The sequence below is a fragment of the Streptomyces sp. Sge12 genome (assembly GCF_002080455.1).
GTDB lineage: Bacteria > Actinomycetota > Actinomycetes > Streptomycetales > Streptomycetaceae > Streptomyces.
The window spans coordinates 6,167,646-6,182,423 of record NZ_CP020555.1 but is presented as its reverse complement, the minus strand read 5'-3'; the positions used below and the strand labels follow the sequence as shown (position 1 = coordinate 6,182,423).

The following is a 14,778-nucleotide window of genomic DNA, read 5'->3' as shown; positions in this document are numbered from 1 at the left end:
ACGGGATCGGCGCCTTTAACTAGCACCGGTAGTTTATGGCGGGCAGGCCCTACTATGTGGCGCATGGCCAGACCGCGCAAGCCCCTTCTCAGCCGGGACCGCATCGTCGAGGCGGCCGGCGCCCTGGTGGACGCCGAGGGGCTGGAGGCGGTGTCGACGCGACGGCTGGCGGCCGCGCTCGGGGTCAGCGGGCCCTCGCTCTACAACCACTTCCGCACCAAGGACGAGATCCTGGACGCGGTGGCGGACTCGGTGAGTGCGCGGGTCGACCTGTCGATGTTCGACGGCGGACAGGACTGGCGGGGGGCCCTGCACGCGTGGGCGCATTCGTACCGGGACGCCCTCGCGGACCACCCCAACATCGTGCCGGTGCTGGCGCGCGGTCCGGGCCGCCGGCCGGCCGGACTGCGGCTGGCGGACGCGGTGTTCGGGGCGATGACGGAGGCCGGGTGGTCGCCGGCGCAGGCGACCAGGATCGGCGCACTGATGCGGTACTTCATCCTGGGCTCGGCGGTGGCCTCCTTCGCGCGGGGTTTCGTGGACGACCGGGCCGCGTACGACCCGGCGGACTACCCGCACCTCGGCCAGGCCCACCTGCTGGCGGAGCGCGGGCGCGAGGTGGACGAGGGCGCCTTCGAGACGGGCCTGGCGGCGCTGCTGGACGGGCTGGCCCTCCAGTACGAGGCCCTGAAGGGGGCGGTTTGACGCACGGAGACACCGACTTGATCGGCGCGGTGCGGGCCGACGACGCGGCGCGAGTCCGCGCACTGCTGGAGGCAGCGGCCGATCAGGCCGTCCGGGCCGCTCCGCACGCAGGCCGTGCGGATGGCTCGGATCCGCCGGGTGCGGACACGCTCTGTGTTGACGCGCCCGGTGCGGAGGCCCTCGGTGCGGCGGCACTTCGTGCGGATGGCTTCGATGCCGACGCGCTCGGTGCGGACGGCCTGTCGGCGTTGGACATCGCGGTGGCCCGCGGCTCGTACCCGGTGGTCCAGGCCCTGCGCGAACACGGCGTACGCCTCGACCGCGTGGGCCCCGACGGCCGGACCCCGCTGCTGCGGGCGGTCGACGCCGGGGCCTACGCGGTCACCACGCTCCTGCTGTCCTCCTCGGTACCGCTGTGGCCCACCGGACCCGACGGGCGGACCGCCCTGCAACTGGCCCGCCACTGGCACGAGACGGGCGCCGAGAACGAGTTGCGCCGCAGGACGGCAGCCACAGGGCCCGCGGAGCTCAGCCGGGTGCCGGACGACGAGTACTCCTTCACCGGCCTGCTGCGGCTGCCGGGCACCGGGGTCTCCGTGCGCACCGGCCACACGGCGATCCTGTGCGCGCTGGAGGCTGTGCACGGGATACGCGCGCCCTTCGCCGACCTCCTCGCCCGCGCCGAGGCCGAGGCCGACCTCCAGGGCGTCACGCGCAACGCGGCCGTCACGGTCCTGCACACCAGAGCCGACCGCGCGACGTGGGAGGAGGCCGCGGCGCTGCGCCCCGGTTCGCGCCCTTCCGTACGGCACTTCGGCGCCGAGGTGATGCGCTGCATCAGCCTCTTCGACGAGTGCGACAAGTGCGGCACGTACGACGAACGTGGCGAGGGCGAGGGCGAGGGCGAGGAGGACGGCGGGTGTGCCGACGGGCCCGCGTGCGTGACGCAAGCGACGCAGGACCTCTTCCTTCGCTGGGCGGCCGAGGAACCGGCCCCGGAGGTGCTCGCCGTTCTGCTCCGCGGCCTGTCGGACTGCCCCGCGCTGCCTCGCACCGCTCTCGCCGGGGCCCTGCTCCCCCACGTACGGCATCCCTCCGCCGTGGTCCGTCGCTCTGTCGCCCAGGCGTTCATCGGCTGCGCGGGCGAGGAGGGGGTCTTCGCGGAACTGCTCGGGTACCTCGGGGACGGCGATGCCGAGGTGCGTGCCCAGAGCTGCGTCGCGCTGGCGCACCGAGGGGAGCGTTCCCGTGCGGTGCGCGACGCCCTGATGCCGCTCCTGTCCGACCCGTCGGTCGAGATCCGGATCCAGGCGGTACGGGCGCTGGTCCTGCTCGACGACCCGCGCGGCGAGGAGGCGCTCGACCGGCTCGGCTCCGGGTACCCCGAGGACGGACCCGGCTACTGGTCCCTGTACGACGCGTACCGCCACCTGCGGCTGCGCAGGGCGGCGGGCGCGCGCGACGGACGGGGTTAGAAGACGACGAGGGAGCGGCCGCCCTTGCCGGCCAGCATGGCGTCGAAGGCCGCCGGAATGTCGTCGAGGGTGATGCGGTCGGTGACCAGGGCGCCCAGGTCGAGGCGGCCCGCGCGGACGTGCTCGGCGATCACCGGGAGGTCGCGGGCGGGGTCGCTGTTGCCGTAGACGCAGCCGGTGAGGGTGCGGGCGAAGTGGAAGATCTCCAGGGCGTGGAAGGTGACCTGCTGGTCCTTGCCGCCGATGCCGACGACCGTGGTGCGGCCGCCGCGGCGGGTCGACTCCCAGGCGCCGCGGATGGTCTCCGCCCGGCCGACGCACTCGACGGCGACGTCCGCGCCCTGCCCGCCGGTCAGCGCGCGGATCTGCTTGGCGGTGGTGTCGGAGGCGAGCACGAACTCGGTGGCTCCGGCCGCGCGCGCCAGCTCCTCCTTGGCCGGGGACACGTCGACGGCGATGACCGGGCCGGCCTGCGCGATCCGCGCGGCCTGGAGGGCGGCGAGGCCGACCCCCCCGACCCCGAACACGGCCACGGACTCGCCCGGGCGGACCTGGGCGCTGTGCCGGACGGCCCCGTAGCCGGTGAGGACGGCGCAGCCGAGCAGGGCGGCTTCGGCGAGCGGGATCCCGTCGGGGGCGGGCAGCACGCAGTTGGCCGCGACGACGGTCTCCTCGGCGAAGGCGGCCACGTTCAGCCCGGGGTGCAGTAGGGTGCCCTGCGCGTCGTGCGCGTGGACCGCGCCGACCCCGGCGAGCGCGGTGGCGCAGAGCCAGACCTCGCCGATCGTGCAGTGGTGGCACGCCCCGCAGGACGGGGCCCAGTTGAGCACCACGCCGTCACCGGGGGCGACGTGGGTGACGCCCTCCCCCACGGCGAGGACCGTGCCCGCGCCCTCGTGGCCGAGGACGGCGGGTACGGGGACCCGCATGGTGCCGTTGGTGAGGGAGAGGTCCGAGTGGCACACCCCGGCGGCGGCGAGCCGCACCCGGACCTGCCCCGGGCCGGGATCCGGCAGCACGATGTCCCGAATCTCCAACGGGGCTCCGACGGCGGGCAGGACGGCGGCGCGGACCATGGTCGTCATCTCGACTTTCCGGTGCTGGGCGGGAGCGGAACGGTGCCGGGAGGGCGGCCGATCCGGCGGGGGTGGGCGACCCGGCGGGGGCGATCCGGCGGGGGGGTGGGCGGATCCGGTGGGGGGGTGGGCGGATCCGGTGGGGGGGGATCAGAACTGCAGGGACTTGGTCTGGAGGTACTCGGCCAGGCCGTGCGGGCCCAGCTCGCGGCCCACGCCCGACTGCTTGTAGCCTCCGAAGGGTGCGAGCACGTTGAAGCGGCCGCCGTTGATGTCCACCTGCCCGGTGTCCATACGGCGCGCGAAGGCCACGGCCGTCGCCTCGTCGGCGGCCCAGACGGCGCCGCCCAGCCCGTAGACGGTGCCGTTGGCGATGCTGAGGGCCTCCTCCTCGTCCTCGTAGCGCAAGATCGACAGCACCGGGCCGAAGATCTCCTCCTGGGCGATGGTCATGTCGGGCGTGACGTCGGCGAACACCGTCGGCGCCACGAAGTACCCCTGCTCCTGCGGCGCGTCGGGCCCGCCAGCGACCAGGCGCGCACCTTCCTCCACGCCCTTGGCGATGAAGCCGCGGACGCGCTCGTGCTGCTTGGCGTTGACGACCGGGCCGACGCGGATGCCGGCCTGGCGGGGGTCGCCGGTGGGGTAGTTGGCGACGGCGGCGGCCGCGAGCGAGACGGCCTCCTCGTACTGGTCCCGGTGGACGAGCATCCGGGTGAGCGCGTTGCAGCTCTGGCCGGTGTTGTTCATGACGTGTCCGACGCCTGCCGCGACGGCCTTGGCCAGGTCGGCGCCGGGCAGGATGACGTTGGCCGACTTGCCGCCCAGTTCGAGCGCGACCCGCTTGACGGCGGCGCCGGCCGTGGCGCCGATCAGCTTGCCGACCGCGGTCGAGCCGGTGAAGGAGACGAGGTCGACCCCCTCGTGCGCGGCCAGGGCCTGGCCCGCGACCGGACCGGTACCGGTCACCAGGTTGAAGACACCGGCCGGGATGCCCGCCTCGTGCACGGCTTCGGCGAAGAGCTGTGCGGTCAGCGGGGTGTCCTCGGCCGGCTTGAGGACGAGGGTGCAGCCGGCGGCGAGAGCGGGCGCCACCTTTGCAACGACCTGGTGCAGCGGATAGTTCCAGGGGGTGATGGCCCCGACCACCCCCACCGGTTCCAGCAGCACGGTGGAGTTCCCGATCTGCTCCTCGAAGGCGTACGAGGTGGCGAGTTCGGCGTAGGAGGCGGCCACGGCGATCGGCGATCCGACGTGGACCGCCTTCGAGAAGCCGAGCGGCGACCCGAGCTCGGCGGTGATGGTGTCGGTCAGCTCGCTCTTGCGGGCCACCAGCGCGTCGCGCAGCGCGCCGATCAGGGCGCCCCGCTCGGCCGGGGGCGTGGCCGCCCAGCCGGGGAGGGCCGCGCGGGCCGCCCGTACGGCCGTGTCCACGTCCTCCTCGGTGCCGGCCGGGACCGTGCCGATGACCTGGCCGTCGGCCGGGTTCACGACCTCGATCAGCTCGCCACCGGCGGCCGGCCGCCACGCGCCGTCGATGTACATCCCGTCGTGGGCCTTCATGGCATTCCTCCCGAGCACGCACGAGCGCGTAGATCCGACCTCCCGAACACCCTACAAACTAGCGCCGGTAGTTTTTCCCTGCCAGGGGTGCGGGATGTCAGATGATGCCGAAAAGCATCCCCGCCGCCAGGACCACGAGGGAGGTCAGGGCCGCCCATTTCACGGTGAACCGGGTGTGGTCGCCGAACTCCACCTTGGCCATGCCGACGAGGACGTAGACGGCCGGAACCAGCGGGCTCGACATGTGCAGTGCCTGGCCGACGAGGGAGGCGCGGGCGATTTCGAGCGGGGAGACCCCGTGGGCGGCGCCGGCCTCGGCCAGGACGGGCAGGACGCCGAAGTAGAAGCCGTCGTTGGACATGAAGTAGGTGAGCGGCAGGCTGAGCAGGCCGGTGACCAGCGCCATGTGCGGGCCCATGCCCTCGGGGATGGCGCCGACGAGCCAGTCGGCCATGTGCTTGACCATGCCGGTGCCGGTGAGGACGCCGGTGAAGACGGCGGCGGCGAAGACCATGCCGGCGACGTTCAGGACGTTGTCGGCGTGGGCGGCGATCCGGGCCTTCTGGTCGGGCATGTGCGGGAAGTTGACGGTGAGCGCGAGAGCGGCGCCGAGGAGGAACAGCACCGGGATGGGCAGCAGCTCCATGATCATCGCGGTGAGCAGGGCGACGGTCAGGCCGGCGTTGAACCAGTACAGGCGCGGGCGCAGGGTGGGACGGTGCGGATCCAGGCCCTGGAAGCCGTCCTCGGGGGCAGCGGCGTCGCCGCCCGCGTGCAGGGCCGCGGCGGAAGCGGTGGCAGAGGCAGGAGCGGGGCCTGCGCCCGCGGCGACGGAGCCGGACCCGGACCCGGCGACCGAGCCGGAGCCAGGGCCAGCGCCGACGCCGGCCGGGGATTCGGTGGCGGCAGGGGCACCGGACGCCCCGGGGGCGGCCGGGACCAGCTCCTCCTCGACCGCCTCCCGCTCCACCTGCCCGGGCAGCACCAGCATGCCGACCCGGCGGCGCTCCTTCACGCCGAGGACGTACGCCAGGACGAAGACGAAGAGGAGCCCCACCGCGAGGGCCGGGATCATCGGGACGAAGATGTCGGCGGCGTCGAGCTTGAGGGCGGTGGCGGCGCGGGCGGTCGGACCACCCCAGGGGAGGGTGTTCATGACCCCGTTGGCCGTGGCGGCGACGCCCGTCATGACCACCAGGCTGAGGCCGAGCCGCTTGTAGAGCGGATACATGGCCGAGACCGTGATCATGAAGGTGGTCGAGCCGTCGCCGTCGAGCGAGACGATCGCGGCGAGGACGGCGGTGCCGACCACCACGCGCATCGGGTCCGCCTTGCAGAAGCGCAGGATGCCGCGGACGACCGGGTCGAAGAGGCCGACGTCGATCATCACTCCGAAGTAGACGATGGCGAACATCAGCATGGCGGCGGTCGGGGCGAGCTTCCCGACGCCGTCGATGACGTAGTCGCCGAGGTGCGCGCCCTTCCCTGCGAACACGCAGAAGAGTGCGGGGATGAGGACGAGCGCCGCGATGGGCGACATTTTCTTCAGCATGATCAGTACCAGGAAGGTCGCGATCATGGCGAAGCCGAGGAAGGTCAGCATGTGGGGAAGGTAGGTGCCCCCTCAGCACGCCAACAAGACGTCTACGCGTGAGCAATACGAGCAAAACCCCAGCTCAGGGCAGGGGTGCCAACTCGACGGGGAAGCCGTTGAGCACCGCCGTGCCGGACAGCCGGTCCATGCGGGTGCCGTCGAGCAGCTGGTTGACGTTGACGCCGGGCACCGCGGCGGCCACGGACAGCCGCGAACCGGCGCGATCGTGGCCCCACCCGTGCGGGAGGCTCACCACGCCGCTGCGGACGGTGTCGGTGACCTCGACGGGCACCTCCAGGCTCCCGCCCTCGGCGGTGATCCTCGCCCGCCCTCCGTCGACGAGACCGAGGCGGTCGGCGTCGTGCGGATGGACGTGAAGGGTGCACCGGTTGGAACCTCCGGTGAGGGCCGGGACGTTGTGCAACCAGCTGTTGTTGGACCGCAGATGGCGGCGGCCCACGAGCACCAGGGCGGCGGGGCGTTCGGCGAGCGCCGCGCGCAGCCCGGGCAGCTCGGCCGCGATCGGGTCCGGCAGCAGCTCGATCCTGCCGCTGCGGGTCTTGAGCACGCCCGGGAGCCGGGGCCGCAGCGGGCCGAGGTCGATGCCGTGCGGCGCCTGCCGCAGGTCGTCGAGGGTCAGGTCGTACGGGCCGGTGCGCAGCATCAGGTCGAGGCGCCGCTCGGGGCCGGTGGTGCCGGTCAGGATGCGGGCCAGTTCCTGCGGGTCGCCGCCGTGCAGCGGTGAGTGGGGGTCGGCGACGGCCCGGGCCAGGGTGTCGGCGATGACCCGCTCGTCGACGGCCTCCGGCGGCGCGCCGTGCAGCCCGGAGACGGCGAGGATCAGGCGCGCGTGGATCTCGCACTCGTCCATGCGCCCGTCCTCCAGCGGGAGGGAGGCGGGCGAGTACCGGGCCTGGTTGCGCACGGCGAAGCCGTTGAACGCGAAGTCGAAGTGCGCACTGCGGGAGGGCGGCGGCGGTGGCAGGACGACGTGTGCGTGGCGCGAGGTCTCGTTCAGGTACGGGTCGACCGAGACCATGAAGTCGAGCCCGGCGAGCGCCGCGTCCAGCCGGTCGCCGTCGGGTGCGGACAGGACCGGGTTGGCGGCGATGGCGAGCAGCACCCGGATCCGCCCTTCGCCCGGAGTCTCGATCTCCTCCGCCAGCGCGGCCATGGGCAGTTCACCCTTGGCCTCGGGGTGGCCGCCGACCCGGCTCGACCAGCGGCCGAGGGCGAATCCCCGGCCCGGGCCGGCGGGCCGGCCCGCGGGGGATGTGGCGGAGAGCGGGAACAGGGCTCCGCCCGGCCGGTCCAGGTTGCCGGTGAGGATGTTGAGTACGTCGACCAGCCAGCTCGCCAGCGTGCCGAACTCGACGGTGCAGCTGCCGATCCGTCCGTAGACGGCGGCGGTGGGCGCGGCCGCGAGCTCCCGGGCGAGCGTGCGGATCTCGGCGGCGGTGAGGTCGCAGGCGGGTGCGACGGCCTCAGGAGTGAAACTCCAGAGGGCGGCGCCGAGTTCCCCGATGCCCTCGCTGTGTTCCTCCAGTGCGCCGGGGGCGGCGAGCTTCTCCTCGATCAGGGTGTGGGCGAGCGCGGCGAGGAGCAGCGCGTCACTGCCGGGGCGCGGCGCGAGATGGCGGTCGGCGAGTGCAGCGGTGCGCGTACGGCGCGGGTCGACGACGACCAGGGTGCCGCCGCGGGCCCGCAGGGCTTTCAGCCGGCCGGGGAAGTCGGGGGCGGTGCACAGGGAGCCGTTGGACTCGACGGGGTTGGCGCCCAGGAGGAGCAGGAAGTCGGTCCGGTCGAGGTCGGGGACCGGGATGGCGAAGGGGTCGCCGAAGAGGAGTCCGCTGGATACGTGCTTGGGCATCTGGTCGAGCGTGCTGGCGGTGAAGAGGTTGCGGGTGCCGAGGGCCTTGAGGAGCAGCGGCGGGTAGAGGGCGCCGGCCATCGTGTGGACGTTCGGGTTGCCGAGCACGACGCCGACCGACTGGGGCCCGTACTGCCCGACCAGGGCGGGAACGGCGGCGGCAATGGCGTCGAAGGCCTCCTCCCAGGTGGCCTCCCGCAGCCGGCCGTCACGGCGGACGAGCGGGCCGCGCAGCCGGTCGGGGTCGGAGTCGAGCGCTCCGAACGCGGCCCCCTTGGGGCAGATGAAGCCGCGGCTGAAGACGTCCTCGCGGTCACCGCGGGCGCCGGTGACCGCGCCGTCCTCGAGGGTGAGGGTCAGGCCGCAGGTGGCTTCGCAGAGGGGGCAGATGCGCAGGGCGGTGCGGGACATGGGCCCTCCAGGGGCGGCGGTCTGCGACACGGGCACGCGGGCGCACCGAGCATACCGACCGGTACGCACGGAGGGGAGGGGTCAGTCGAGGACGCGGGCGAGATAGGCGTGCATCATGGCGCGGGTCTCGTCGACGATCCCGGGATCCCCGGCCGGGTCGGTCCGGAAGGCGAGCTGGATCAGCGCGTCGGTGGCCTCGACGGCGACGAGGACGGCCCGTTCCAGGGCGACGTCGGGGGTGAGGCCGAGGTGCGCGGAGAGCAGCTCTGTCAGCCGGGCGGCGACCTGGTGGTTCGGGTCCGCCTCCGGGCCGTCGACGGGCGGCGCGGGCACGCCGAAGTCGACGAGCGCGAAGCCGGGCATGCTGCGCTTCATCGCCAGGTACTCGTCCAGCACCGCGTCCACGACGGGCCGCCAGTGGGTGGCGGGGAGGTCGGCGAGCCGGTCCGCGATGCCGTCGACGTAGCGGTCCAGGTTGCGGTGGGCGAGGGCGATGGCCATGGCCCTCTTGTTGCCGAAGAAGCGGTAGACGGAGCCGATCGGCACGCCGGCGCGCAGGGCCACGGCACGGGTGCTGAGGTTCTCGTACCCGGTCGCGTCGAGCAGCTCGGCGCAGGCGTCGAGGATCCGGGCGAGCCGGTCGGCGCTGCGCTGCTGGATCGGCGTACGGCGCAGGGAGTGGGCGGGAGGCACGGGGTCCATCATGCCGCTCCTCGCTTCCGGGTTCGGTGGGGGCCTCAGCCTCAGTTCAGCAGAAGCCCGATCCCCCCGATGGTGTAGGTGATCATCAGCGCCAGCAGCGGCAGCTGTCCGGCCACCGCTTTCGCGGGCGGGAAGAGGCGTACGGAACGGTCGTGGGCCGCGACGACACCGAGGACGTGGCCGGTGACGACGGCGATGACCTGGAGGGCGGCGAGGCCGCCCGGACCCAGTGGTGGCAAGGGTTCGGGGGCGTTGTCAGTGCCGAGTGCCATGCTTACTGTGCGTGGTCCTTCGACTACAAGGAGGGAGAAGTAGTGGGCGATGAGATAGCCGAGTGCGATCGGGACGAGTGAGTGCGCGAAGGCGGTGAGCGGGCCGGGGTGCGGGCCGCTCACGAGTCGGGTGGCCGCGGCGCAGAGGCAGTACAGCGTGGCGACGAGGGCGACGGAGGCGAGCAGTCCGAGTGTGGCCGTGGGGGTGCGGCCGAGGGGGGAGGTCTGAAGGACGTTGATCCACGAGGGGTTGTCGGAGAAGCCGTCGTAGGCGGTGGAACCGAGCAGGACGCAGACGGTGGCGACGAGTCCGGGCCGCTCGGGTGTCGCGTCGAGTCCGTGGAAGGGGTTACGGAGGACGAGGCGGCCGTCGCTTCGACGGCCGAGGGGGGAGAGCCGGGCCAGGAGGGTGGAGTACGCCTCGAAGGCGTCGCCGTCGTCGAACCAGCGCTCGCCGAAGCGGGCGGCGAGCAGGAGTTGGGCGGTGGCGTAGGCGGTGATCGCGATCAGGAGGGTGGTGGTGGATGCGGGTTCAGGAGCGACGAGTTCGAGCCAGGTGAAGCCGAACAGCCCGACGGCGGCAGGCCATTGGCCGAGCCGGGCGGGGAGGGGGTGATGGCCGCGGGCCGGAACGGCGTCGGGGGCGCTGCCGGGGTCGGGCGCGGGGCCGGAGCCGGGCTCGGGGCCGGGCTCGGGCTCGGGGCGGCGCGGGGCCCGGGAGAGCAGGCGGTGCAGGGTGCGGAGCGGGTTGAGCAGGCGCCAGACGGGGCCGAGGAGGAGGGAGGCCGGGACGAGTCCAACCCAGAGGAGGACGTAGACGGCGCCGGGAGCGGGGTTGTGCGCGGGGTCGTCGGGACCGAGGAGGAGGTACAGCAGGACGGCCAGGGCGGCGGCGAGTCCCAGGCCGCGCAGGGCGGTTCGGGTGGCCGGCGAGTCGGCCACCCGCTGCAGGGCGACGGGCAGGGCGAGGCCCGAGCGCTCTCCGCGGAAGCGGGAGGTGGACCAGAGCAGGCCGAGCGCGAGGAAGGAGACGAACAGCGCGGCGAAGGCACCGGCGAAGGCGTAGAAGGGAGAGATGGGCAGATCGTGCTGGGAGCCGATCCCGTGCGCGAGCGAGGTGAGCGGATCGGCCGGGTGAAGGACCACGCCCTGGCCGTCGCCGTCACCGCCGCCACCGCCCGGGATGGCCCCCGGCCCGAGGGGGCTCAGCACGGACCCGCCCCGAAGCGCGCCGCCCCGCGGGCAAGGCGCCCGAGCATCCCGAACCCCGGCCCGAGCCCGGTCGACCGGGGCCGGGAGGCAACTCGGCCCGCGGGCCGAGCCCTACGCCCGGGCCGGGATCCGGGCTGGGACCGCGACCCGGGCCGGGGCCGCGATCCGGGCTCGGACTCAAGCCCTGCCCCGGACATGGGGCCGAACGCAGCACCGGCTTCCGTCCCCGGCGCGGGGCCGAACGCGGGCCGTGGCCCGCGCGCGGGCCACGGGCCGTGCCGGCCAAGCCTGGGCGGCGGCTGGTGGGCGAGCCCGGGCGCCAACTGCTGGGCGAGCCCGAGCGGCGGCTGCTGCTGGCCGGGCCTGGGCGGCAGCTCCTGGCCGAGCCCGGGCGGCGGCTGCTGGGCGAGCCCGGGCGGCGGCTGCTGGCCGGGCCCGGGCGACGGCTGCTGGGCGAGCCCGGGCGACGGCTGGTGGGTCGGGTGGGGGCGGGTCATCGGACGAGGAGTTGGGTCAGGACGAGGCTGGACTCGTGGGTTTCGACCTCGAAGAGGCCCGTGCGGTCGACTGTCAGGATCAGGGTGGCCTCCTGGCCTGCTGGCAGGACCAGCTCCTTGTCGTAGCCGTGGACGTGCAAGGTGTCCGCGCGGTCGCTGGTGACGCGCAGGGCCACGCGTTCTCCGCGCCGCAGCTCGGTGCGGGCGGGGGCGGGACTGACCTTGCCGTCCCGGACGGTGATGGCGACCGTCCGGTCGGCCTGCTCCGGAGTCGGAGTCGAGGTCGGAGCAGGGGCCGGAGCCGGGCTCTCGCCGTGGCTGTGGCCACCCGCCTGCCCCGGGGCGGTGGCGGTGGCGGTGAGCTGGGCCGTGCCCTCGACCGGCTTGCCCGACACGGCCCAGGCGGTGTGGTCGTCCGCGTAGAGGCGGACGGTCAGGGTGTGCGCGCCCTCGGGGACCTGCGCCGCGGGCAGGTGGAACCAGGGGCCGTACAGCCTGGCCAGTTTGCGCCCGTCGAGCTCCAGGTGCGCGTGGCCCGCGCCCGGGAGGGCGGCGCCACCGGTGCTGTCGGGGGTGAAGCGATAGTTCTTCACGGCCAGTTGGAGGTTCCACCCGTCCTCGCTGTCCGGGCGGACCGTCACCTCGACCTCCGGCGCACCCTGGGCCGGGACCTCGCGGAGCCGGTGGCCGGTGGCGTCGGTGGCCGTGAGCAGGGTGCCCACGCTGCCGGAGGCCTGCTCGTGGCTGGTCCCGGGCTTGTGGTGGGTGGTGGCCCGCCCGCCGCACCCCGTCGCCGCGCCGCCCGCGAGGAGCAGGGCGAGGGCGAGCACGGCTGCGGCGCGGGCGGTTCGGCGGAGCCTGCGGGCTGCGCGGGGCGGCGGCGTACGGCAGGCGTCGCACCGGCTGTCGCCGTCGGACCAGCGGTCACGCCGGTCCTCGGACCCGCCGTTGGACCGGTGCGCGGACCCGTCGTCGGACCGGTGCTCGGGCTGGTGCTCGGGCCCGTCGTCGGGCCGGGGCTCGGACCCCCCGTGGGGCCAGTGGTCGGGCCGGTTGGTCATGGATGGCCTCCTGGGGGCGGGACGGCCCGGTTGGGGGTCACGGCGCGGGGTTGGGGGTGGTCGGGGGCTCCGGTGCCGCCGCGTGGAGCGCCGGGGCGGGGCCCGCGGGGACCGGGGCGCGGTCGCCCGCGGGGTCGCCGCCCGGGCCGGACGGGGTGCCCGGGCGGGCCGAGGCAACCACCGCCCACAGGATCCAGACCACGGCGACCAGGGCCCGTACCCAGGCGGGGCTCAAGGGGATCCACGGGATCATCAGGACCGCCTTGTCGAAGGCGTCCAGCAGGGTGAGCCCGGCCAGCAGCAGGGTCAGGCGGGCCAGCCACGGGCGGCCGGTGCGCAGGGCCAGGCCGGCGCCCGTCCACCACAGGCCGAGCAGGAGCAGGGCCAGTGCGGGGACGAAGGTGGCGGTCAGGGCCGTGGTGGAGCCGGCCACGTCCAGGACCAGGCCCGCCAGCCCGGCCAGCGAGGCGGCGGTGCCCAGCCGCGAGCCGCGCAGGCGGCGCCACCACAGGGCCCCGCCGACCAGCAGCAGGACCGCGGCGACGGCCAGTGCGAGCTGGGTCTCCACCCGCTCCGGACCGCGCGCGCCGTACCAGTCGCAGCCGGCCGGGAGTTTGCGCGCCTGGACGTTGTAGTCGGCGCAGACGAGGAGCTGGACCAGCTTGACCGGTTCCCCGACCAGCCGGGAGGACGCCCCCGAGACCTCGCCCCGGCGGTCACCGCACTGCGGGACTGCGCCCGGGGTGGAGCCGTCGGGTCCGTCCTGCCAGCAGTTGGCGCGCCCCTGGCCGTCCCACCACACGTCCATGCCGTTGGGGCGGGAGGCGCCGGACTTGTCCTTGCCCATGACGTTCCCGGCGTACCGGTTGTGGTGGGAGGTGTCGGTCTGCTTCGACCATGCCTCCTCGCCGCGGATGAAGGCGGGGACGGCGCTGAGGAAGAAGCCCGCGCGCTCGTGCCCGTACACCCAGTTGCCCTCGTAGAGGTTCCAGTTGCCGCCCGCGGTGATGATGCCGGTGCCGGGGGGCATGGAGATCTGCGGGCAGACGACGCCGCGCTCGTAGCCGCGCTCGATCGGCGGCTTGGCGCAGGTGCCGTCGGCGACGAAGCGGTAGTAGTCCTGGTTGTTGTCGTGGATCACGTTCCGCTCGAATTTGGCGTGGTTCTGCGGGAGTCCGGGGTGTCCGGGGAAGGCGCTGTCCATCGAGGCGCCGCCCATGTTTTGGTCGAACTCGTTGTCGTGCACCCAGACCGAGTCGCCCGCGGTGCCGGAGTAGCCGACCATGTTGTGGTGGCTGCGGCAGCCGGTGATCTCGATGGAGTACCGGGGGACTTCGTAGCCGCGGCCGTCGTTGATGTTCGAGGCGCTGCCCGGGTAGATGCCGGAGTCGCCGTTCCCGTACGACTCGCAATTCTTGTAGAGCCCGTGGTCGCTGGCGAAGGTCAGGAAGCCGTACTCGTCGTTCCAGCGGGTCAGCACGTCGTCGATGACGAAGCCGTCGCCGGCCAGCACGTACAGCGAGTTGAAGGTGGTGCGCTGGGCGGTGAAGTTTCGGAAGTAGATGCCGTTCGACTTGTCCGCACGGATGGCGTTCAGCTTCTGGTACTTGGCGTCGACGACCACGTCGAGCCGTGACGCGCCGGTGCCCTCGATCTGCAGGTTCGTCTTGCCGAGGATCGCGACGAGGTTCTGGTTGTGCCGGCACTGCACCTGCTGCTCGTAGGACAGGATCTGGTAGCCCAGCGAGGACTCGGGGGCCTTCAGTGCGGCGCACTCCCCCGTCGGCGCGGGGAGCGAGGGCTCCTCCTCGTAGAGGCCGGGGAGGATCGCGATGTTCATCCCGGGCCGGTCGACGGCGTCGACGGCCTCCTGGAGGTGCCGGTAGCCGCTCTTCTCGCACCGCTCGTACAGGGCGAGGTTGCGCTGCCGGAGCTCTTCGGGGAAGGCGGATATCCGGCGCTCGAAGGCGGGCCGGTCGGTCTTGCAGACGATCAGGTCGGGCTCCGCCCTGCGGTACTCGGGTACGGATCCGGAGCCGTCCGGGAGGGTGATCGGGCGCTCCTCGTGCGCGCGGGCGGCGGGCGCGGCGACGAGGAGGGACACAAGAGCGAGGAGGGCGGCGAGGAGCGCCGCCGGCACGGCAGGAAACCTGCGGGTCCACGACATGCGCGTGAGAGTAGAGCAATGTTCATCTTTTGGGATCCCCCTCGACCGAATCCGTCCTCCCGCCCGGCCGAAAGCCCCCCGACCACCCCGGCACCCGTCACCCCCCTCTCCCAGCTCCCCCCTCTCAGCCCCCTTCCCGGAACCCCCTCGACGCCGCTCGCCGCCCCGCGCCG

At 73.7% G+C, this 14,778-nt stretch carries 10 protein-coding genes; 2 read left to right on the top strand and 8 right to left on the bottom strand.

Annotation, left to right across the window (positions count from 1 at the left end; all coding sequences use genetic code 11):
* Positions 1–54: 54 nt before the first annotated feature.
* On the top strand, positions 55–705 hold the full coding sequence (locus B6R96_RS27735; protein ID WP_063785422.1) for a TetR/AcrR family transcriptional regulator: 651 nt from the start codon (positions 55–57) through the stop codon (positions 703–705).
* Positions 702–2,180, top strand: coding sequence for a HEAT repeat domain-containing protein (locus tag B6R96_RS27730; protein WP_107475594.1), 1,479 nt, complete (start codon positions 702–704; stop codon positions 2,178–2,180). Before B6R96_RS27735 ends, B6R96_RS27730 begins: the two co-directional genes overlap by 4 nt.
* On the opposite strand, the gene B6R96_RS27725 is transcribed toward B6R96_RS27730, so the two are convergent.
* The 8 genes from B6R96_RS27725 to B6R96_RS27690 all read right to left on the bottom strand — a co-directional run bounded on the left by B6R96_RS27725 (position 2,177) and on the right by B6R96_RS27690 (position 14,605).
* Entirely contained in the window at positions 2,177–3,256 is a 1,080-nt protein-coding gene (locus B6R96_RS27725) for a Zn-dependent alcohol dehydrogenase (RefSeq protein WP_081525290.1), read from the bottom strand. The genes B6R96_RS27730 and B6R96_RS27725 overlap by 4 nt on opposite strands.
* A 150-nt stretch (positions 3,257–3,406) precedes the next feature.
* On the bottom strand, positions 3,407–4,819 hold the full coding sequence (locus B6R96_RS27720) for an aldehyde dehydrogenase family protein (RefSeq protein WP_081523957.1): 1,413 nt from the start codon (positions 4,817–4,819) through the stop codon (positions 3,407–3,409).
* Between the two features lie 97 nt (positions 4,820–4,916).
* Positions 4,917–6,422, bottom strand: coding sequence for a CitMHS family transporter (locus B6R96_RS27715; protein WP_081523956.1), 1,506 nt, complete (start codon positions 6,420–6,422; stop codon positions 4,917–4,919).
* 73 nt (positions 6,423–6,495) lie between these two features.
* Positions 6,496–8,694, bottom strand: a complete 2,199-nt coding sequence (locus B6R96_RS27710; RefSeq protein WP_081523955.1) for a molybdopterin oxidoreductase family protein — start codon at positions 8,692–8,694, stop codon at positions 6,496–6,498.
* 81 nt (positions 8,695–8,775) lie between these two features.
* Complete coding sequence (locus B6R96_RS27705; protein WP_081525289.1) at positions 8,776–9,396, bottom strand: TetR/AcrR family transcriptional regulator; 621 nt, start codon at positions 9,394–9,396, stop codon at positions 8,776–8,778.
* Between the two features lie 41 nt (positions 9,397–9,437).
* Entirely contained in the window at positions 9,438–10,814 is a 1,377-nt protein-coding gene (locus B6R96_RS27700; RefSeq protein ID WP_081525288.1) for a hypothetical protein, read from the bottom strand.
* 559 nt (positions 10,815–11,373) lie between these two features.
* Positions 11,374–12,207: a hypothetical protein gene (locus tag B6R96_RS27695; protein ID WP_081525287.1), complete on the bottom strand. Its 834-nt coding sequence runs from the start codon at positions 12,205–12,207 to the stop codon at positions 11,374–11,376.
* Positions 12,208–12,475: 268 nt separating this feature from the next.
* The gene (locus B6R96_RS27690) at positions 12,476–14,605 is read right to left on the bottom strand and encodes a right-handed parallel beta-helix repeat-containing protein (RefSeq protein WP_081523954.1); all 2,130 of its coding nucleotides are present in this window, start codon (positions 14,603–14,605) and stop codon (positions 12,476–12,478) included.
* Positions 14,606–14,778 lie beyond the last annotated feature (173 nt).

Bases quoted from the DNA above. Each gene is read 5' to 3' on its own strand.
- B6R96_RS27735 (WP_063785422.1), top strand. From the start codon at position 55: ATGTGGCGCATGGCCAGACCGCGCAAGCCCCTTCTCAGCCGGGACCGC.
- B6R96_RS27725 (WP_081525290.1), bottom strand. From the start codon at position 3,256: ATGGTCCGCGCCGCCGTCCTGCCCGCCGTCGGAGCCCCGTTGGAGATT.
- B6R96_RS27720 (WP_081523957.1), bottom strand. From the start codon at position 4,819: ATGAAGGCCCACGACGGGATGTACATCGACGGCGCGTGGCGGCCGGCC.
- B6R96_RS27715 (WP_081523956.1), bottom strand. From the start codon at position 6,422: ATGCTGACCTTCCTCGGCTTCGCCATGATCGCGACCTTCCTGGTACTG.
- B6R96_RS27710 (WP_081523955.1), bottom strand. From the start codon at position 8,694: ATGTCCCGCACCGCCCTGCGCATCTGCCCCCTCTGCGAAGCCACCTGC.
- B6R96_RS27705 (WP_081525289.1), bottom strand. From the start codon at position 9,396: ATGGACCCCGTGCCTCCCGCCCACTCCCTGCGCCGTACGCCGATCCAG.
- B6R96_RS27690 (WP_081523954.1), bottom strand. From the start codon at position 14,605: ATGTCGTGGACCCGCAGGTTTCCTGCCGTGCCGGCGGCGCTCCTCGCC.